Raw genomic sequence first — 20,218 nt, 5'->3', positions numbered from 1 at the left:
CTGTAAATATAATGTTCAAGTGGTATCGTAACAAGGAAGTTCCGCCTTATTGAGCGCAATCCTTAATTGAGAAACTGATTCTTCCCATCTTGTCCTTACCAAGGCATACAACCTTAACTGTGTCGCCAAGAGTAAGTACATCCTCAACATGGTCGATTCTCTCCTTGGAGATCTTGCTGATGTGAACCATGCCTTCCTTACCAGGAGCGAACTCAACGAATGCGCCAAACTCCTTGATGCTTACAACCTTACCTGTAAAGATCTGGCCTTTCTCGAAGTCTGTAACGATTGTCTTAACCATATCTACAGCCTTTGCGATAGCATCCTGATCCTCGCCACATACTGAAACCTTACCGTCATCAGTGATATCAATCTTAACGCCTGTTCTTGCGATGATCTCGTTGATTGTCTTTCCTCTCTGACCAACAACATCACCGATCTTCTCAGGATCGATCTGGAGAGATACGATCTTAGGAGCGTACTTGGATACTTCCTTACGAGGCTCAGCAATAGCCTTGCTCATGCACTCGTCCATGATGAAGAATCTAGCCTCACGACACTGTGCGATAGCTGTCTCAACGATAGGCTTTGTAAGACCGTGGATCTTGATATCCATCTGGATAGCTGTGATACCGTCCTTAGTACCTGTTACCTTGAAGTCCATGTCTCCAAAGAAGTCCTCAAGACCCTGGATATCTGTAAGTACTACGAAATCGTCATCTGTATCGCCTGTTACAAGACCACAGGAAATACCAGCAACCATCTTCTTAAGAGGAACACCTGCAGCCATAAGTGACATGCAAGATGCACATGTTGAAGCCATTGATGTTGATCCGTTAGACTCGAAAGTCTCAGATACGGCACGGATAGCATATGGGAACTCCTCTGCGCTAGGAAGAACAGGAAGAAGTGCTCTCTCTGCAAGAGCTCCATGTCCGATCTCTCTACGTCCTGGTCCTCTTGAAACCTTTGTCTCACCTACTGAGTAAGCAGGGAAGTTGTACTGGTGTACATATCTCTTGTCAGATGCAAATGCATCAAGGCCTTCAACCTTCTGAGCCTCTGAAAGAGGTGCAAGAGTTACTACATCACAGATCTGTGTCTGTCCACGAGTGAACATAGCACTTCCGTGTACTCTGGGGATAAGATCGATCTCAGCTGAAAGAGGTCTGATCTGCTTGATCTCACGGCCGTCTGGTCTCTTGTGATCCTTAAGGATCATCTTACGTACTGTCTTCTTCTCGTACTGGTAGATAGCTTCGCCAAGGATAGCAAGCCACTCCTCGTTGTCAGCAAACTTCTCTGTGAGACGGTCAGTGATCTCTGCAATGTTGCCCTCTCTTGTCTGCTTGTCATCTGTGAAGACAGCCTTCTCCATCTCCTCTGGAGGAACTACTTCCTTGATTGCTGCAAAGAGTTCCTCAGGAACTGCGCAGCTTGTATATTCGTGCTTAGGCTTACCAACTTCAGCAACGATACCCTTAAAGAACTCGATGATCTGAAGGTTAACATCATGAGCCTTGTAGATAGCTTCCTTCATCTTCTCCTCAGGGATCTCGTTAGCACCAGCCTCGATCATAATAACCTTCTGACCTACAGATGCAACTGTAAGCTTAAGATCTCCTGAATTCCACTGTTCCTGAGTAGGGTTAACGATAAGCTCACCATCAACCATACCAATCTGTGTCATAGCGCAAGGGCCATCGAATGGGATATCAGAAATAGAAACTGATACTGATGCACCAAGCATAGCAACAAGCTCAGGACGGCACTGTGGATCTACTGCCATAACCATAGTCTCGATTGTAACATCGTTTCTGTAATCCTTAGGGAAAAGAGGTCTCATAGGACGATCGATTACACGGCTTGTAAGGATCGCATTCTCTGAAGGCTTACCCTCTCTCTTATTGTATCCACCTGGGAACTTTCCAACTGCATAGAACTTCTCACCGTACTCAACTGAAAGTGGGAAGAAGTCGATTCCGTCTCTTGGCTTAGCTGATGCTGTAGCTGTGCAGAGAACTGTTGTATCTCCGTACTGCATGAATGCACATCCGTTTGCCTGTTTGCCTACCTTGCCAATCTCAACCTTAAGTGTACGACCAGCCAGTTCCATTTCGTAAGTTTTTACCATTTTTTCTCCTTTTCCTGCTCATCCGCGGTCCATCATCTACAGTTCACTGCGCGAACTGTAGAGATTCGGGGCAATAATGAGAGTTTGCTTCGCAAAGATTGCCCCTCACTTCTCATTCATGTTCTCACGCAATTTGCAGCGAAGTGCAAATTGCAGTAATTCACACATTTGACTGTACTTCAGGTGCGTGTGCAGCTTTAATCATGTTTTCACCTATTTAGAAAAGCGCTTAAAACGCTGTTTTCTCATTAATCGCATAAAGACGGAACAAGCTGACAGGGAACTGTCAGCCATATCCCGCCTTTAATAATTTCAGAAATTACTTTCTCAGACCAAGGTCAGCGATGAGCTTACGATAAGCCTCGATGTCCTTCTTCTTGAGGTAGCCAAGAAGGCTTCTTCTCTGACCAACCATCTTAAGAAGACCTCTTCTTGAGTGATGATCCTTAGGGTTCTTCTGAAGGTGATCGTTGAGCTCCTTGATTCTCTCTGTAAGGATAGCTACCTGAACCTCAGGTGATCCTGTGTCGCCAGCCTTTCTGGCAAACTTCTCGATAACTTCTGTTTTCTTCTCTTTTGTGATCATTGTTTTTTCTCCTTTTAAATAATCCGCCAATTACCAGGACCAGGTTGGAGTTTCCTTGGCCGTAGTAACGGTAGTTTCTGTTACTGCTACTGTCACATCCGACAGCAACCAACTAATACTATCACAATTATGTATTTATGTAAAGCATCAACTTTCTCTGGCACTTACCAGGTCACTCTTGATCTGTGCCTTTAGGGCATCGATGGAATCAAACTTCATCTCAGGGCGAACAAATTTAAGGAGTTCCACCTTAATGAATTTGCCGTAGGCATCGCTGTCAAAGTCGTAAATGTAGGTCTCAACTCCCACCTGTTCCTTCTCGGAGATGGTTGGCTTTCTTCCTATGTTAGTCATGCCATCAAAGACCTTATCATCAATGTAGACCTTGCTGGAGTAAACTCCATAGGGCGGAAGGAGCTTGTTGGAAGGAGGTATGATATTTACTGTTGGCACTCCAATGGTGTGACCTATATGCCTCCCATGCTGTACCGTTCCGCTAACGCTGTAGTTGTAGCCAAGAAGTCTTTTCACCATAGGCATATCACCGTCAGCAACACGGTTTCTGACCCTGGTGGAGGAAACCTCTTCCCCATCGATCCTGACCTTGTCTATAAGAGCCAGTTCGTAGCCCAGTTCCTTGGAAAGGCTCCGCAAAAGATGCTGATCCCCACGGCCCTTATCTCCAAAAGAAACATCGGTCCCGGCTGCGATAAAATCTGCGCCCAGCTGTCCTACAAGTATACGCCTCACAAAGTCCTCCGGGTCTGTCGCCGCCGTAGCAGCGGTAAGTGGGAATTCCAAAAGGATATCAATTCCCATCTCCTCAAAGGCTTCACGTTTTTCAATCCTGGTAAAGAGCTGTGGTATTTCTTTTCCGGTAAAGAACTCCTCCGGCGATGGATCAAAGGTGAAGATAACGCTCTTTAAGCCATCCTTCTTTTGAAGCAGGATCTGGTCCAGGAGCTTCTTGTGCCCCAGGTGGATCCCATCAAATTTCCCGATGGCTACCGCGGTCTTATTGTCTATATGAAATTCGGTTGTACCTGAAATTATTTCCATTTAAACTCACTTTTCAAAGAAGAACTTGTCCACATTAAACAGCCTTGTCTTCTCGTTATATTTATAGATCCCAAAGAAGGTATTGTCCTCAGAATATACTCTGAAGGAGTTTCCGTCCTTGAACATTTCTTTTGCATATTCCTTATCATTCACGCCATCCGGATCCTCATTAAGGACATTGGACAACCTGAAGCTATTGCCATTTTCCAAAAGAGCTCTCGCCGAATCCTGCACATGTATCCTGTCCAGATCGCGGAAGATAAACTCCGGTGACTGGATGTGCTCCTCTAAAGTGCCATTGTCGCGCATCTGTTCAACCTGGGACAAAGTTACAGCTGTTTCCAGGTTAAAGGCACCTACTCTTGTCCTTGTAAGGTGCTGCATAGCGGCTCCGCAGCCAAGGCGAAGTCCAATGTCATGGCAAAGTGTCCTTATATAAGTACCTTTGGAGCACTTCACTTCTATTGTAAAGAGATAATCGCTCTCAAGGTGTGAATCGTCCAAAATTGTTATGGCATCAATATGGATCTTACGGGGCTTGCGCTCAATCTCTTTTCCCTCACGAGCCAGCTCATAGAGCTTCTTGCCGCCAACTTTAACAGCAGAATACATAGGTGGGATCTGGTCGTAGTCCCCAACAAAGGCAGCAACAGCATCCTTGAGCTCCTGTCTGGTGACATTAACCTCGTTTTCTTCAAGAATCTGCCCTGACATATCCTGAGTGTCGGTCGATACTCCTAGCCTCACCACTGCAATATACTCCTTGTCGTGATCAGTCAGCATCTCAACAAGCTTTGTGCCGGTTCCAAGGCATACCACCAAAACGCCCACAGCATCAGGATCAAGAGTTCCCGTGTGCCCAATTTTCTTTTGCTTAAGAATTCCGCGAAGCTTCGCCACCACGTCATTGGAGGTGAATCCAGGCTCCTTATATATATTTATTAGTCCATTGTACTTATTTGGCATCTAAATACCTCTATATCATAAATATAAAGAAAGGGCTGAGTTAGCAATACTCAGCCCCGTATTATCACTCAGCGTAAAGCTGCTTATGAATGTACTTGGTTATGTTGTTTATTACGTCGTGCTGAGTTCCGCTTACTGTGCAGCCTGCAGCTCTTACATGTCCGCCGCCACCCAAAATCTCTGCTATCTCAGCCACATTAACAGCTCCGTTGGAACGAAGGCTCACCTTGTACTCCAAAGGTGCCTTCTCATACATGAAGATAGCGCAGTCAACTCCAACTGTAAGAAGAAGCTGATTAACTATTCCGTCCATATCGTTGCTGCCAGCCTCGTAGAACTCCATGGTCTGCTTTGAAACCACAGATACGATGCATCTTCCATCCATAAGAAGGATGCTCTCCAAAAGAGCTCTTCCAAGAATCTGATTCTGGATGTAGGTCTTTTCATAAAAGACATGATCTATAAGGCTTCCAAAATCAAAGCCGTAGGAAATAAGCTTTGCTGCCACTTCCATGGTCTTTGGTGAAGTGTTGTTGTACTTGAACACTCCTGTATCTGTCACCATTCCGGTATAAAGAGCTTTTGCAATATCCTCGTCGATCTTATCCCGATCAAGGGTATCGTAAACCAGCTCGCAGGCTGAACTTGCATTTGTTACAATGTACAGCTCATCACCTGTTCCCTTGTTGCTCATGTGGTGGTCAATGTTGACAGTTCTTTTAGCTGCATCAAAGAGCTTCTCAGCTCCGGAGGTTCTCTCCTTGCCACTGTCCAGGCAGATAAAGAGATCATAGACCTCTATATCAGTCTGAAAATCAGAATGTACTTTGTCAGTGTCTTTTATAAAGCGGTATTCCGGGGGAATCTCCTCTAGGAATACATCAGCCCTGATCTGGGGATAGTTCTTTTTAATATAAAGATACATACCCATGCAGGAGCCAACGCAGTCGCCGTCAGGTCTCTCATGACCGGTGATTCCTACGGTCTTTACGCCTTTTAATACTTCATCAATCCTCATTACTACTCTCCTGATTGCAGTTCGATGAACTGCACTGCATGGGCGAGGCTTCGCATTCCAAATCGCCCATGCATGTCATATATACTGTATTGGTACGCCCTCAGCAGCAAGTGCTTTCGGGCTGTCATTTACTGTTGTAAAGACTCTTCGTCTTCTTCAATACTCTCTCCACGGGCTGCTCTTGCCTCGTTGTCTTTAGCTGTGATCTCGTCAATCTTCTTGGACATGTTGATTGCATACTCAATGGAGTCATCCATGATAAATCTGATCTCAGGAGTGTATCTCATATTAAGTTCTTTGGCCAGTGTGCTTCTGATGTATCCTGCAGCTGACTTAAGGCCCTCAAGAGTTCTTACTCTGTCCTCTTCGTCGCCCATTACAGTCACCCATACCTTACAGGTCTTAAGGTCAGGAGCAACCTCTACATCCATGACAGATGTAAAGGGGCTGATCCTTGGATCCTTGCTGTAACGGATTGCTTCAGAAATAACCTTCTGCACTTCGCCGTTGATTCTTCTGTTTTTGTTACTGTTTTTTCTCATTTATATCCTCCGCGATATGCGGATTGCTACGCTTTGCTCTCGCAATCCTACGTACATTCGGAAATCGCTATACTCATTCCATTCGTATATCTTTTTTCCTCATGTACGTTCAGTCATTTCATAAACACAGCTATATGTGCAAGCACATCACTGTGTTTACTCATTCCTTTTATCGCTCACGTCCTTGGAACCTCAACCATCTCGTAAGCTTCTACGAAGTCGCCCTCATGGATCTGGTCGAAGCCGTCAAATACAAGACCACACTCGAAGCCTTCCTTAACTTCCTTGACGTCATCCTTGAATCTCTTAAGGGATGCAAGATCACCTTCGAAGATCTGCTCGCCTTCTCTGGAAATACGAACCTTGCAATCCTTCTTGATAACACCGTCCTTGACGAATGCACCGGCGATATTACCAACCTTGGATGCCTTGAATATCTGACGAACCTCTGCGTGTCCTGTAACTCTCTCTTCATAAACAGGAGCAAGCATGCCCTTCATGGCAAACTCAATCTCCTCGATTGCCTGATAGATAACCTTGTAAAGCTTGATCTCTACGCCCTCGTGCTCAGCCATGCTCTTAGCTGTTGCATCAGGACGAACATCAAAGCCGATGATGATGGCATTTGATGCTGCAGCCAATGTTACATCAGACTCATTGATGGCACCAACACCACCATGGATAACCTTAACAACAACCTCATCATTAGAGAGCTTCAGAAGGCTCTGCTTAAGGGCTTCTACGCTACCCTGAACGTCTGCCTTGATAATGATGTTAAGCTCCTGAAGTCTGCCTTCCTCGATCTTGGAGTAAAGGTCATCCAGGGACATCTTAGCCTTTGTCTCTTCAATAAGATCCTTCTTGTGCTGCTGAAGGTATGTATTAGCATACTGCTTAGCCTGCTTGTCAGTCTCATGTCCAAGGAATACCTCACCGGCATTAGGAACATCAGAAAGTCCAAGGATCTCAACTGGCTGTGAAGGACGAGCCTCTTTAAGCTTGTTGCCCTTATCATCAACCATTGCTCTAACCTTACCTGAGCTTGCTCCAGCAGAGATGAAATCTCCAACATGAAGTGTTCCCTTCTGAACAAGAACGTTAGCAACAGGACCACGGCCCTTATCAAGTCTTGCCTCAAGAACAAGACCTCTTGCTGCTCTGTCAGGGTTAGCCTTAAGCTCAAGAATGTCTGCTGTAAGAATGATGGTCTCAAGAAGGTCTTCAATACCCTCACCGGACTTAGCTGAAACAGGTACAAACTCTGTTGTTCCGCCCCAGTCTGTGGAGATGAGACCATATTCTGTCATTTCCTGCTTAACTCTGTCTACGTTAGCGTTTGGCTTATCGATCTTATTTACTGCTACGATGATCTCAACCTCAGCTGCCTTAGCGTGGTTGATAGCTTCTACTGTCTGAGGCATTACACCGTCATCAGCAGCTACTACAAGAACAGCGATATCTGTTGAGTTAGCACCACGCATACGCATTGCTGTGAATGCTTCGTGACCGGGAGTATCAAGGAATGTGATCTTCTGGTCGTTGATAGATACTGTATAAGCACCAATCCTCTGGGTGATACCACCGGCCTCTCTGTCTGTTACAGAGGTCTTACGGATAGCATCAAGAAGTGAAGTCTTACCATGGTCAACGTGACCCATTACGCAGACTACAGGAGGACGCTTTTTAAGTGTCTCAAGTGCATCATCCTCTTCCTTAAGAAGTTCCTCAATAACGTCTACAGGAACTTCCTTCTCGCAAAGGATATCATACTCTGCAGCTATGTTCTCGGCATCCTCATAAGAAAGCTCAGTGTTAACTGTAGAGATCTGGCCTGCCATAAAGAGCTTCTTGATGATCACTGAAGGCTGCATCTTCATCTTCTCAGCCAGTTCCTTGATGGAAACTTTCTCAGGAATAGTAATAACCTTGATCTGCTCCTCAGGCTCCTCAACCTTCTTAACTTCAGGCTTGATGAATCTGCCGACACGTTTGCTTCTTGGCATCATCTCTTCCTGCTCAAGAGCAAAATCCTTCTTGTTTCTCTTATCTTTCTCCTGGTTCTGACGGCGTCTTGCATCATGTCCGCCACCATCCTGTTTCTCTGATGGTCCATCAAAACCTCTTGATCCGCCCTTACCGGCAAATCTGTTATCCTTACCCTGGCCAAACTTGCCCTGGCCACCGGCATTCTGGCCACCTCTATCAGGTCTGCCATCTCTATTGTCATTTCTGCCGCCCTGGAAGTTATTTCTGTCTCCCCTTGCAGCATTTCTGTTATCTCTGTTGTCTCTGTTGTCTCTGTTATCTCTTCCGTCTCTGTTATCTCTGCCTTCTCTTCCTCTGTTGTCATTCTGAGAAGGAGCACCCTGTCTTGAAGGAGCCTGTGAAGGCACATTCTGACGAGCAGGTGCCTGTGCAGGTGCTGCTGGTCTAACCTGTGTCTGCTCCTGAGCCGGTGCCTGTACAGGTGTCTGAACTGCCTCTTCCTTCTTAGGTGTAGGCTTAGGAGTTGTTGACTTGTTAACAGGTGTGTTGTAGCTATCAAGCTGTGAAGGTGCTGTAAGAGGCTTGATAGGACGGTATGTGTTCTGAGCCTGAGCGAACTGTGGTCTTCTGTTCTGGCCCTGGTTCATCCCACCGTTTCTGTTATCACGTCTCTGGCCACCAAAGTTGCCACGATCATTTCCACCCTGGCTGCTTCTGTTCTGAGAATTGTTGTTATTGGTAACAACAATGATCTTCTTCTTTTTCTTAGGAGGCTCCTGTCCATCAACAGGTCTCTTAACAGGCCCCTGTGAAGGTGCTGCCTTATGAGCATCTGCCTTAGGTGCCTCAGCCTTAGGTGCTTCTGCCTTTGTTTCTACAGGCTTTTCAACCTTTGGCTCTGGAGCAGCTTCCTTCTTAGGCTTTTCTTCCTTGCCCTTAGAACCAAACTGCTTTCTTGCAACGTCAGCGTCTGTCTCTTCGATAGAACTGTTAGAACGTTTTGCCTCTATTCCCTTATCCTGCAAAAAAGCTATCAGCTCTTTTGATTCGCATCCCAGCTCGCTTGCAAGTTCGGATATCTTAATTTTCGCCATTCAAATTTCCTCCGTCCTGTTCATCTTGTAAGTTCTTCCGAAGTGACTCAGACAGCCCAAAGTCTGTTATTGCCAAACTAGTTCGAACATCCTTACCTATTGCGTGTCCCAAGCTCTCCTTGTCTCCAAAGTAATAGATCGGAACATTATAATACTTACATTTATCTGTAAACTGCTTGGTGGTGTTTTCTGAAGCATCAGTGCTTACTATCACCAACTTGGCAGTTCTCTTGCGGATTGCTTCCATAGTGGCAAACTCTCCGCTCTTTAACTTGCCGGCCCTCATACAAAGGCTCAGCAAAGAATAAACCTTGTTTTGATCCAAAATATCAGCCAAGCTCCTTTTCAAGTCGCGTCCGCACTTCATCAGGGATCTGAGACTTCAGCGACCGTTCAAGTCCCTTGTTCTTAAGTGCTTTCTGGAGACACTCTGCGTTGTTACATATATATGCGCCCCTTCCGTTGGCCTTTCCTGTGGTATCAAGATAAATCTCATCCTCAGGAGTCTTTATAACCCTGATAAGATCTTTCTTTTCCTTCATCTGGCCACAGCCGACGCATCTCCTTGTGGGAATTTTCTTTTGCATAGACTCTCCAATATACTAAAAGTTACTCTTCTGTAGGCTCCTCGCCCTCAACGTACTCGCCGTCCTCAGCGTACTCGCCCTCTTCGTACTCACCATCTTCATAATCTTCGTAATCTTCATCATCAAGATAGTCTTCCATACGGAATCCGGGAGCATCCTTAGCGTGGGTCTCGTCCTTGATATCGATCTTGTAGCCTGTAAGTCTTGCTGCAAGTCTTGCGTTCTGACCTTCCTTACCAATAGCAAGTGAAAGCTGATAATCAGGAACTACAACCTTTGCGCTCTTCTCATCAGGATCAGCAAATACTGCAACGATCTTAGCAGGTGAAAGAGCATTCTGGATAAGGTTACCAGGGTTCTCATCCCAGCTTACAACGTCGATCTTCTCGCCGCCCAGCTCGTCAACGATGAGGTTAACTCTGCTTCCGTTAACACCTACGCATGCACCAACTGCATCTACGTTAGGATCCTTTGAGTAAACAGCGATCTTTGTTCTGCTGCCTGCCTCTCTTGCGATTGACTTGATCTCAACAGTTCCGTCCTGGATCTCAGCAACTTCCTGCTCGAAAAGTCTCTTTACAAGATCAGGATGTGTACGGGATACAAGGATCCTTGGTCCCTTAGAACCATTCTTAACTTCAAGGACATATACTCTAAGACGCTGTGTAGGTCTGTAAACCTCAGTCTTAACCTGCTCATTCTCATTGAGGATCGCATCTGCTCTTCCAAGGTTGATAGAGATGTTCTTTCCAATGAATCTCTGAACAACACCTGTTACGATGTCATGCTCCTTCTCGAAATATTCATTATAAATAGCACCACGCTCTTCCTCACGGATCTTCTGAAGAATAACGTTCTTGGCATTCTGTGTTGCGATACGACCAAACTCCTTGGAGTTAAGGGATACGCTTACGATATCGCCAACCTTTGCCTTCTTACTGATCTTCTTTGCATCGTCGAGACAGATCTCAAGGTTTGGATCCATAACATCATCTGCCAGCTCAACAACTTCCTTGTCTGCATAGCACTTGAAATCGCAGTTGTCTCTGTCCACTTCAACTCTGATGTTCTCAGCCTTTCCAAAGTTGTTCTTGCAGGCTGTGATAAGAGAATTCTCAATTGCATCAAACAGTGAATCCTTGCTGATGTTCTTCTCCTTCTCCAGTAGCTCAAGGGCATCCATTAATTCTTTACTCATCGTAATCTCCATTTCCGTCCGGATCAAAAATCCAGAGCAAGCTTAATAACTGATATCTCTTTTCTTATAAATTCTTCATCATTTCCATTTATAGTTACGGTAACTGTTGAGTCTGTGTAGCTCTTCAGTGTACCGGCAAACTCCTTAACTCCATCTCTTGGTTTAAAGAGCTTTAGCTCAACGTCCTGTCCCAGGCTGTTCTCAAAGTGCCTGTCCTTCTTGAGCTGTCTTCCAAGACCCGGACTTGAAACCTCCAGGGTGTAGGCCTCCTCAATAAAGTCGTCCTCATCAAGGGCATCCGAAAGTGCATGGTTCACATCAACACAGTCATTGATATTCACGCCGCCTTCCTTGTCAATGTAGGCCCTTAAGTACCACTCACCGGCTTCCTTGACATACTCCACATCATAAATGGATACGCCACACTTCTCGGCGATGGGCTGCAAAAGAGCTTCTGCCTTCGCTTCAATTTCGCTTTTCTTCATATTGTATTGACCTCACTTAATAAAGGCGCCAAGAAACAATTAAAAACGTGCTTTACCGTCATCTTGGCATAAAGAAAGTGGGCTTTTTTCGAGCCCACTTCCTAATTACACTGTGAAGATACCACATTTACGCCCTTTCGTCAAGGGTTATCCGAAGAAATCCTTACTTTTTCTAGCGACAAACCGTTGTAGACAGCTCTTTTCCCTGCATGGAGCCCATTACCATGGTCCATTTCAGGAACATCTCATCCTCATTGTGCTGCCTGTCACTACTAATATAATGATTGTTCTTCTCTTCATATTCTATATTATTGTCTTTGTATCTGTTGATCACCTTCATCATAGTCATAACCTCCTTCCACGAGTAAGCCATGCTTCCTTTTCTACTGTAATAATACAATAGGGTGTATCACAGATATGTCACACATTATTCAAGCATTATTGCAAGGAATCCTGATGCAAAAATAGTAATGCAAAGTCGTTATCAATACTCGCTTTAAAGATTGGGGTTTACTTTTGATTGGTAGGGGAATTTGAACAGAAAATAAAAATCCCAGAATGCAGACACATTCTGGGTTTCGGGTTGGGCTATTCTTAATAGCTAATACCTCGTAGCGGAATCGAACCGCTGATTCTGCCGTGAGAGGGCAGCGTCTTAACCGCTTGACCAACGAGGCATTTAAGTCGTCCGCATCGCGGCGACTTGTTTATATTACTTCATAATCCAAAATAATGCAAGTACTTTTTTTAGATATTTTAAATTTTTTTCAAATCCCCGATTTATGCTGCATTTGAAGCAGCTCTTTTCTGCAAAAAGCTCTCTGTTCTCTTCTGGACATTTTCCTGGAGATTTACAAAGAACAGGAAATTGTCATACAGGTGGAGGCATCCTTCGGAAAAGATATCCAGGAGATACGGGTACTCATTGGTATCAATTCCAGTAACTATCAAGGATCCACGGTTTGGATCAATGTATGCTCCGTACTTTCCTACTTCGACTGAGGTTATAGCACCGGTTACGCTGTCCTGGGTAACTGTCCCCTTGTTCAAGGATTTGTCCGCAACAACTGAATCTGTTCGCCAGTTCAGTGGATTGATGGAGATAGCTCTTTTCCCTGCAGGGATACTGATGGAGCCGGAAACATTTCCATCCTCACACTCATAGCTGACAACCACACCAGTATCTGTCTCGCCCTTGGCAGGCACGATCTGAGGATACTTATCTATCATTTCCTGGGTCAGGCCCCATCCTATGGCATAAACAGCGATCAGATTATTCCTGAGTTCCGACGCGCCTTCGTAACTTCCGCCGTAGTACTCCTCCAAGAGCCTGTAGCACATGTCCGCGCCCTGAGAAAATCCCGCAAGGATCAGGGGCCGACCATTGTTCTTGTGCTCAAGATAATACTTAAAAGCTGCAGAAATATCCGTGTAGGCATTGGCAAATATCTGTTCCTTTTCAGGTGAATCCGGCAGCTTATAGGCATTCAGCGCAGCCTGCCTGTAATATGGCGCATAGATTCTGGCTGTCTTTGCGTAAATTGCCTGCTGCTGATTCATGGCATTTCTGAACCTTGTCTTATATTTAGGTGTAATAGCAGAATTGGTCTCACTCAGAGTATCAACGGAAGGTGCCACTATAAAGACATCCACTGCGTTTTCAGGGTATACCCCATCATATAGCCAGTTCTCTGCCTTTGAATAATCCAAAGAACTGGTAAAAGGAAGCACTCTTGCTGCATAAGCCTTGACGCTGCAGGGGTAAAAAACTGACAGAACCATTATCACAGCTAATACAAGCGAAGTAATCTTTTTAAGCATATATGACCTCCTTGGATATCAGATCAACGGTCCTACTATCCTCACTCGTATATTATATCATGTCACGTCATTTTATTGTCTTAAATATGATAAAATTATCAGTGTAACATTGTGCGATGATAATGGAACAATTATGAGGAGGAGACATATTATTATGAAGAAAAGAAATTTTATTCTGGCAGGGGCTCTGGTTATAGTCCTTACAGGCTGCAGCCTTCCGGGAAGTCTTCCTAAGGAAGTAGAAGAAACTGTTCAGGATGAGGCCAGGACAGATGACAGTAATTCCAGCGCAACCACCGAGGCCCAGTCCCAGGACAGCGCTCAAACTGAGGAACAGGCTGCTGCCCAGAAAAGCCCCATAATATTTAAGGAAGTGACCAGGTATTTTAGCGAGACTTACGACGGCTCATACACCGAGGACAAGGACGGTCACTCTCTTAAGAATAAGCCTCTTTTCGAAGGAAGATCCGAAGCTATTATGCTTGCAGACCAGTGTGCAGATACATATCCAGCACTTTATAAGGCGCTTAAAGAAAGTGCTTCAGACTTTTTACAGGGTGCAGAAAACGACGCCAAGACTACAGCACAGAACGCCAAAACCGATCTGGAAGACGCTATCGAGAACGACTATTTCTTTTCCGGGCCATACACAAGCAGTAATACTGTTTCAATCTCCCGTGCGGATGATAAAGTTGTGAGCATATGCGATTATGGTTCATCCTTTGAGGGCGGCGCCCACGGAATGTACGGCATGAGTGGTACGACCTATGACGTTGCTACAGGCCAAGTGATTACCCTTGATCAGGTCCTGAACCTTTCTGAGGACGAGCTTAATACTGTCCTTATGACCAAGCTCCAGGACAACGCCGATGACACTGATCAGTTCTGGGATCTTGAGGACACTCTTTCCCATTACAAGTTTAATCCCGATACAGCAAGCTCTGACTCTGACAATTTCGAATACGGCTACACCTGGTACCTGTCCAATGATGGCCTTCACTTCTACTTTGGGCCTTACGAGATCGGACCTTACTCCAACGGCGATAAGGATGTGCTGATCGGCTATGATGAGCTCTCCGGTGCAATTAACAAGGACTACTTCCCGGACAGCTCCAAAGGTTATATCTTTGCAGCTAATCTCCCTACCTATTCAAAGGAATGGGATGATGACACTACTCCTCTCCACCTTGTTTACGAGAAGGAGGACGAAGACACCGTGGAGGAAGGCTACTTCTACTGCAAGTCTCTGACACTGAAGGATATGGATAAGTCCGCCACTGCTGATGTATACTTTGATTTCAACAGCAACTACAACGTCCTTAACCCTTACTATGTTAGAACTGCTGATGACCGCGAGTACATTTATGTTAGCATTCTTTCCTTCAACGATTACACCGAGCTTCTGGTATTTGATATCACAGACGGCGATGTGGAGCTTGTGGGCCAGGACAGCTTCCACTATGTATATGTAGATTCTGACACAGATCTTGCAGGTGAGATTGTTCTTACTGATCCTGACAACATGTACTTTGGCCAGGTTTCAGACATTCTGGGCACCTTCACCTGCTACACAAAATACCAGGTTGGGTCTGACGGAATGCCCAAGATGGTCGACAACATCTACACCATTGCATGGATTTCAGATGAGATCAAGTTGGCAAAAGAGCTAACGGTACCAATTATCGATAACGACGGAAACGAGCAGTCAAAAGAGACTCTTCCTGTAGGAACAGGCATCAAGCCCATAAGAACCGACAATTCTCAGTACGTAGACTGTCAGCTGGATGACGGCAGACTTATAAGACTCAACTATACAAAGACTGATTACCCAGCCCAGATTGAAGGCCAGAACGTGGATGATATCTTCGAAGGCCTTACCTACGCCGGATGAATATTTTTTATAAAAATGCAAAGGGGCGAATCCATAAATCAAGGATTCGCCTCTTTTTTATTCTATATGTCTATTGAGAGGATAAACATTAGAAATCACATTGTTGTATTGTTGTGGTTGTCGTTAACCTTTGCCTTAGCATTCTTACGTCTTACATACTCTTCTACTGAGATTCCAGCTGCAGCTGCAAATAAAACAAGAATAATATTTCTTGTAACAGGCTGCTGGTCTTCAACAGGTGCAGATGCTGCTGTTGCTGTCTGATCATCTGTGATATTTGCTGTCACCTCAGGAGTAGCTGACTTTGCAACTTCCGGATCAGCGATGTTAGCTGCTACTGCATCACCTGCTGCGTTGTTATCAGCATTGTTACCAGCGTTATTTCCTGCGTTGTCAGCAGTGTTATTTGCTGTATTGTCGGCAGTGTTGCCAGCAGCGTTACCAGCTGCATTACCTGCTGCATTTGCTGTAGCATTGTTACCTGTTGCAGCGTTAGCTGTCTGAGTAGTTGTTCCTGCGTTGGCAATAGCTGCAATAGCCTGCTGTGCAGTAGTTGCAGATGCCAGCTGAACGTTAGTTGCTGCAGCTGTAGTAGTTGTAGCTACAGTAGCTGTTGTTGTAGCATCTGTTGAGGATGTTGTTCCTGTTGTGCTCGTTGCATCAGCTATTGGTCCTGATACAGGTGTGGTAGATGATGATGTGCCATTACCTGTACCTGTTGTATTTCCTGTTGTTCCAGTTGTGGTTCCAGTACCTGTTGTAGTTCCTGTGCCAGTTGTTCCATCAGTTGTACCAGCGTTGCCACCAGGTGTTGTATTATTACCAGTTGTGCCATTGGTTAAAGGAGTTGTAGTTCCTGCTCCGTTACCCTTCTCATCGCTTGTAGATGGATTAGTCTGGTTACCAGAAGTATTTGTCTGGTCTGAAGGCTTGTTCTGGTCTGAAGGCTTTGTCTGGTCTGAAGGCTTTGTCTGATCTGCAGGTTTTGTCTGATCTGAAGGCTTTGTCTGGTCTGAAGGCTTTGTCTGGTCTGCAAGCTTTGCCTTACCAGCATAATCTTTTGCATTCTTAGCGAAACCTGCAGCATCCTTAGCAGCTTGTTCTGCATCCTGCTTAGCCTTATCTGCTAAATTCTGAGCTTCCTTAGCTTCTTTAAGCTTCTGCGCTGCTACTTCTAAGAAACTCTCCTTCTCAGCAGGCTCCTTAGCATCCTTAGCCTGTGCTTCTGCCTCTTTTGCTTCTTTTATCTTAGTTGCTGCTTCCTTAGCCTTAGTATCAGCTTCTTTTGCCTTATTAGCTGCTTCTTTTGCTTTTTCAGCAGCCTTCTTAGACATTTCCTCAGCATCTCCTGCCAACTTCTTAGCATCCTCTGACTTAACATCTTTTACGCCATCAGAAAGATCCTTTGCATCTTTAGCTGAATTGTCGGCCTTCTTAGCAAATGCAGCTGCTTCTGCTGCGTCGCTCTTGCTATGAGATTCGATACTTGAAAGCTCTGCTGCCTTTACTGCCTCGTCAGCAGCTGTCTTTGCTTCTTCAGCCTTTTCCTTCGCTGCAGCAGCCTTGCCCTTCTCAATTGCAGCATCGCGTAATGCATCCTGAGCTGCCTGATATTTATCACGTGTGGTCTGATCAACCTCTGTAGCCTTAAGCTTACCTACAAGCTCCTGTGCTGCATCTAGCTTCTTCTGTGCCTCTTCATATGCTTTCTGAGCCTTCGCAAAAGCTGACTGTGCTGTAGTATACTCACTTTCAGCTATATTCTGATTTTCAACAGCAGTTCTGTAAGCCTCATCATCTGCTGTGCCTACGATTTCCTTAGGATCATAGGTTACAGTGTAAAGAGTGCGAGTCTCACCATCTGCTTCTCCAACATAGTTATATCCGGTTCTTCCATAGAATGTCTTGCCAACATCGTAGGTTTGTACCTTATCCTTGTTCTCAACAAATTCGGACACTTCGCTGAACTCTGACTTATAGTATGTTACCTCTGTCTTATACGCAACATATGTTTTGCTATAATTAACAATAAATGATCCACTCTCGGTCCATTTTCTTTCAATCGTTCTTGTATAACGTGTCGTAATTCCGGTATCAGGATCATAGACATCCATAACATACGTATTCGCATCAGTATCAGAAGAATGATAGCCTTCTCCTTCAGCTTTCTTCCTATAATTATTCATGGCTTCTGTTTCATTGCCATCTTTGGTAAACCATTGTGTATCACTCTCAACACTACCAGTAAAAGATGCCTGTGGGTTTTCAGGTGTATATGGAGTAATGGTTTCAACTACTGTAGCCTCAAAGGTCTTATAAACTTCCTTCTCAGTCTCTGTGAAGCCATCCAGCATATCAAATGCTTTCTCTGTTCCTTCATTTACTACTCTTAATGTGTCAAATCCTACTCCACTTGCAATAGTTGCACCACCTACCTGAAGTCCTTGCCATATTGCTTTGAAGAAAGAACCGATATCTTTAATCTCTGTCACTTCATAATCATGCCACTTCCAGTCAGCTCCAAAGAACTGAGCTTTTCCTTCTGAATTTTTGGCAGTATCTACCCATTCACTTATTCCCTCAATAGTTGTATTGAATGTCTTATTGTATGTTTTTCCGTCCCAAGCACTTTCTTGAGCATCCTTGTATTCATAATCATTCTCATCAGCTTTAACTACTTTAGTGATCTTATGAGTTATAATTGTAGTGTTTGTACTCTCATCAAAGACAATCTCGCCAACTTTTTCAAGGTTGTGAAAGCTATTAGGATTTGCCACAGACTCATCATAAGTATCAGGAGCATCACCAGTCTTCTCAAAAGCGGTCTGCATCTCGTATTCTGTGTTCTGGTCAATTACATAAGTTACCTGGCTATTATCTTCACCGGTTACCGTCTTTGCCTTTCCAGAATTCTCAAGACCCTCGATATCCTCTGAAGTCATAGTATTGGTTGTTGAACCAACCTGCTCATAATGCGCAGGAATAGTATCAGTCTCAGTAGACTTTACAGCCTTGGGATCAAGCTCAGTAATGGTTATTACACCATCGTCACCAATCTCAATCTCGCATATCATGGTGTACTCATCGTCACCCACCTTGTAGGTGATAGTATCCATGGATTTAACCTTACCATTGTTATGAAGGCCTTCTGCGTCTCTGTAATTGAAAGTGGCATCATCAGGAGTTGAAAGTGTTTCACCTGAAACCAGAGTCTCTTTTCCTTCAGCATCTACTGTTACTACATTGTCGATCTGGGAAGTTGTTCCAATTTCTACACTTGTTACTTCACCCTTTTTCTTAAGGATATAGTACTGGATGACTGCAATCTTACGAGCCTCAGTAGCATCATTAACTGCTTTCTGAGCTGCAGTTTTTTCCTCATCAGAAGCATCTGAAGGAAGCTCAGACAAAGCCTTCTGAGCCTTAGCAAGCTCCTCATCAAAAGTCTTGATGTTCTGAAGGCCTGCATCGTACAATTCTCTTATCTTTCCCTGTACCTCATCCTCTTTTCCAAGAACGCTCTTCTGTGCTGCGTCAAGTTTAGCCTTGGCAGCTTTAAGATCTTCCTCGGCAGCTTCAAGAGCCTTTACAGCATTAACTATTTCATCCTTGGTAACCTGAGCATTGCCCTTTACCGTAGTACCATCCTCATTTACTTTTCCAAAAATTCTCTCATATGCCTCTTTTGCTGCATCCAAAGCCTTGCTGGCAGCATTGTAGGCATCCTCTGCATCATCATAGAGCTTATTTGCACTATCAAGGTCGGATTGTGCCTGATCAAGCTCGCCCTGTGCCTTTTCAAGGGCCTCATCACCAGCTTTTACAAGATCAGTAATATTCTTAAGATCTGAACCCTGGTCTTTATTATTTTTATCGAAATCTTCATCAGCTTTGTAGGAATCAGCTGCTGAAGAAGCATTATTATAATTTTCCTGGGCTGTAGCAGCATCATCTCCAGCTGCTTTAGCCTCTTCAACTACACCACCTTTTTCTTTTTCATCAGAATACATATCTGATGCTTCGCCATACTCGCTAATTTTGTGAAGATGATCGTCATATACCTTCTCACCGTTCTCGTCAACGATGTCATTCCCGTTTTCATCCTTCTTAGTAACGCTCACACCAGTTGTAGCTGCGTCATTGGCGTCAGATGAATTAGTATTGAGCACATTAATGTCAGTCTTTACCTTACCGTCAGCAGTATTAGCATTTTTTACTGCAGTATCAGCATCCTTGAGGTCAGAATTTCCATTCTCAAGATCCTTCACTGCAGAGGTCTGTTCTCCGGTAAGTGTTGCAATTTCTTCGGAGAAATCAAGATCTTTGAAGAAATCAAGCTTATCGTTTTTCTGATCGATTGAACTTAATGCATTTGCAACGTCTGTTGTCTCGGTCTTAGCATCTTCAATGTTCTCAGTAGCACCAGTATTTGCAGACTCCCCAGCTGCGTTAAGGTCTGATGCTACAGTTGCTTCCTCAGTAGGCACAGCTACTGTGTTACCCTCTGTTGAAGAATCTGAACTCTGCTCAACAGTAGTCTGAGACTCACCAACGAAAGCATTCTCAGCTTCCTTAATTGCCTCTGAAGCATTTTCAAAATCGGTTTTTACCTGGCTCTGTGTAGTATTGTTATCAGAACCGGAAGTTGTCGGCTCTGATGTTCCACCATTTACATTCCCCTCCTCCGCTGCATAGACAGCTACTGGCTGAAGCGCCATACTTGCAGATATACCAACAGCAAGTGCTTTGATCATCTGTTTGTTTACCACTTTCCTCTTCATGTTTTTCCTCTCAAAAAAAACTTGTGAAACTTGTTTTAACTGCCGAAGTAATCATACACGTCACCCAATC

At 44.6% G+C, this 20,218-nt stretch carries 15 protein-coding genes and 1 tRNA gene; 1 reads left to right on the top strand and 15 read right to left on the bottom strand.

Annotated elements, in window-relative coordinates; all coding sequences use genetic code 11:
* Positions 1-46 precede the first annotated feature (46 nt).
* From BO18_RS12545 to BO18_RS12485, 14 genes are all read right to left on the bottom strand, one after another.
* Complete coding sequence (locus BO18_RS12545) at positions 47-2,134, bottom strand: polyribonucleotide nucleotidyltransferase (RefSeq protein WP_034446570.1); 2,088 nt, start codon at positions 2,132-2,134, stop codon at positions 47-49.
* A 319-nt stretch (positions 2,135-2,453) separates the two neighbouring features.
* Entirely contained in the window at positions 2,454-2,720 is a 267-nt protein-coding gene (rpsO, locus tag BO18_RS12540) for a 30S ribosomal protein S15 (protein ID WP_034446569.1), read from the bottom strand.
* Positions 2,721-2,867: 147 nt separating this feature from the next.
* Positions 2,868-3,779 (bottom strand): bifunctional riboflavin kinase/FAD synthetase, encoded by a 912-nt coding sequence (locus tag BO18_RS12535; RefSeq protein ID WP_034446568.1) that lies wholly within the window; start codon positions 3,777-3,779, stop codon positions 2,868-2,870.
* 6 nt (positions 3,780-3,785) lie between these two features.
* Positions 3,786-4,745: a tRNA pseudouridine(55) synthase TruB gene (truB, locus tag BO18_RS12530; RefSeq protein ID WP_034446567.1), complete on the bottom strand. Its 960-nt coding sequence runs from the start codon at positions 4,743-4,745 to the stop codon at positions 3,786-3,788.
* Positions 4,746-4,809: 64 nt separating this feature from the next.
* A complete protein-coding gene (locus tag BO18_RS12525; protein ID WP_034446565.1) occupies positions 4,810-5,763 on the bottom strand; it encodes a DHH family phosphoesterase in 954 nt (317 codons plus the stop codon).
* Between the two features lie 128 nt (positions 5,764-5,891).
* Positions 5,892-6,305 (bottom strand): 30S ribosome-binding factor RbfA, encoded by a 414-nt coding sequence (rbfA, locus tag BO18_RS12520; RefSeq protein ID WP_034446564.1) that lies wholly within the window; start codon positions 6,303-6,305, stop codon positions 5,892-5,894.
* Positions 6,306-6,481: 176 nt separating this feature from the next.
* A complete protein-coding gene (gene infB / locus BO18_RS12515) occupies positions 6,482-9,385 on the bottom strand; it encodes a translation initiation factor IF-2 (RefSeq protein ID WP_034446562.1) in 2,904 nt (967 codons plus the stop codon).
* Positions 9,372-9,710, bottom strand: a complete 339-nt coding sequence (locus BO18_RS12510) for a L7Ae/L30e/S12e/Gadd45 family ribosomal protein (RefSeq protein WP_034447336.1) — start codon at positions 9,708-9,710, stop codon at positions 9,372-9,374. Before BO18_RS12510 ends, infB begins: the two co-directional genes overlap by 14 nt.
* Before the next feature lie 4 nt (positions 9,711-9,714).
* Positions 9,715-9,972 (bottom strand): RNase P modulator RnpM, encoded by a 258-nt coding sequence (gene rnpM / locus BO18_RS12505; protein ID WP_034446561.1) that lies wholly within the window; start codon positions 9,970-9,972, stop codon positions 9,715-9,717.
* A gap of 22 nt (positions 9,973-9,994) precedes the next feature.
* Positions 9,995-11,170 carry a transcription termination factor NusA gene (nusA, locus tag BO18_RS12500; RefSeq protein WP_034446560.1) on the bottom strand — a complete coding sequence of 392 codons (1,176 nt, stop codon included), beginning with the start codon at positions 11,168-11,170 and terminating at the stop codon, positions 9,995-9,997.
* Positions 11,171-11,193: 23 nt separating this feature from the next.
* Positions 11,194-11,655 (bottom strand): ribosome maturation factor RimP, encoded by a 462-nt coding sequence (gene rimP, locus BO18_RS12495; RefSeq protein WP_034446558.1) that lies wholly within the window; start codon positions 11,653-11,655, stop codon positions 11,194-11,196.
* A gap of 172 nt (positions 11,656-11,827) precedes the next feature.
* Positions 11,828-11,998, bottom strand: coding sequence for a hypothetical protein (locus tag BO18_RS34865; protein ID WP_185752420.1), 171 nt, complete (start codon positions 11,996-11,998; stop codon positions 11,828-11,830).
* Between the two features lie 262 nt (positions 11,999-12,260).
* A tRNA-Glu gene (locus tag BO18_RS12490) sits at positions 12,261-12,332 on the bottom strand.
* A gap of 103 nt (positions 12,333-12,435) precedes the next feature.
* Positions 12,436-13,476 (bottom strand): DUF3089 domain-containing protein, encoded by a 1,041-nt coding sequence (locus BO18_RS12485; protein ID WP_051688700.1) that lies wholly within the window; start codon positions 13,474-13,476, stop codon positions 12,436-12,438.
* A gap of 154 nt (positions 13,477-13,630) precedes the next feature.
* On the opposite strand from BO18_RS12485, the gene BO18_RS12480 reads away from it, so the two are divergent.
* Positions 13,631-15,367 (top strand): DUF3298 and DUF4163 domain-containing protein, encoded by a 1,737-nt coding sequence (locus tag BO18_RS12480; RefSeq protein WP_034446557.1) that lies wholly within the window; start codon positions 13,631-13,633, stop codon positions 15,365-15,367.
* Between the two features lie 95 nt (positions 15,368-15,462).
* Here the strand turns inward: BO18_RS12480 and BO18_RS12475 are convergent, their stop codons facing one another.
* A complete protein-coding gene (locus tag BO18_RS12475; protein WP_034446556.1) occupies positions 15,463-20,148 on the bottom strand; it encodes a hypothetical protein in 4,686 nt (1,561 codons plus the stop codon).
* Between the last annotated feature and the right edge of the window lie 70 nt (positions 20,149-20,218).

This window comes from Butyrivibrio sp. AE2032, assembly GCF_000702965.1.
Note: the sequence above shows the minus strand (reverse complement) of the source record. Positions and strands in the feature narration are given on the sequence as shown.

What these genes read in the sequence shown, in the direction of transcription:
- BO18_RS12545 (WP_034446570.1), bottom strand. Translation starts at nt 2,134, where the DNA reads ATGGTAAAAACTTACGAAATGGAACTGGCTGGTCGTACACTTAAGGTT.
- rpsO (WP_034446569.1), bottom strand. Translation starts at nt 2,720, where the DNA reads ATGATCACAAAAGAGAAGAAAACAGAAGTTATCGAGAAGTTTGCCAGA.
- BO18_RS12535 (WP_034446568.1), bottom strand. Translation starts at nt 3,779, where the DNA reads ATGGAAATAATTTCAGGTACAACCGAATTTCATATAGACAATAAGACC.
- truB (WP_034446567.1), bottom strand. Translation starts at nt 4,745, where the DNA reads ATGCCAAATAAGTACAATGGACTAATAAATATATATAAGGAGCCTGGA.
- BO18_RS12525 (WP_034446565.1), bottom strand. Translation starts at nt 5,763, where the DNA reads ATGAGGATTGATGAAGTATTAAAAGGCGTAAAGACCGTAGGAATCACC.
- rbfA (WP_034446564.1), bottom strand. Translation starts at nt 6,305, where the DNA reads ATGAGAAAAAACAGTAACAAAAACAGAAGAATCAACGGCGAAGTGCAG.
- infB (WP_034446562.1), bottom strand. Translation starts at nt 9,385, where the DNA reads ATGGCGAAAATTAAGATATCCGAACTTGCAAGCGAGCTGGGATGCGAA.
- rnpM (WP_034446561.1), bottom strand. Translation starts at nt 9,972, where the DNA reads ATGCAAAAGAAAATTCCCACAAGGAGATGCGTCGGCTGTGGCCAGATG.
- nusA (WP_034446560.1), bottom strand. Translation starts at nt 11,170, where the DNA reads ATGAGTAAAGAATTAATGGATGCCCTTGAGCTACTGGAGAAGGAGAAG.
- rimP (WP_034446558.1), bottom strand. Translation starts at nt 11,655, where the DNA reads ATGAAGAAAAGCGAAATTGAAGCGAAGGCAGAAGCTCTTTTGCAGCCC.
- BO18_RS34865 (WP_185752420.1), bottom strand. Translation starts at nt 11,998, where the DNA reads ATGATGAAGGTGATCAACAGATACAAAGACAATAATATAGAATATGAA.
- BO18_RS12485 (WP_051688700.1), bottom strand. Translation starts at nt 13,476, where the DNA reads ATGCTTAAAAAGATTACTTCGCTTGTATTAGCTGTGATAATGGTTCTG.
- BO18_RS12480 (WP_034446557.1), top strand. Translation starts at nt 13,631, where the DNA reads ATGAAGAAAAGAAATTTTATTCTGGCAGGGGCTCTGGTTATAGTCCTT.
- BO18_RS12475 (WP_034446556.1), bottom strand. Translation starts at nt 20,148, where the DNA reads ATGAAGAGGAAAGTGGTAAACAAACAGATGATCAAAGCACTTGCTGTT.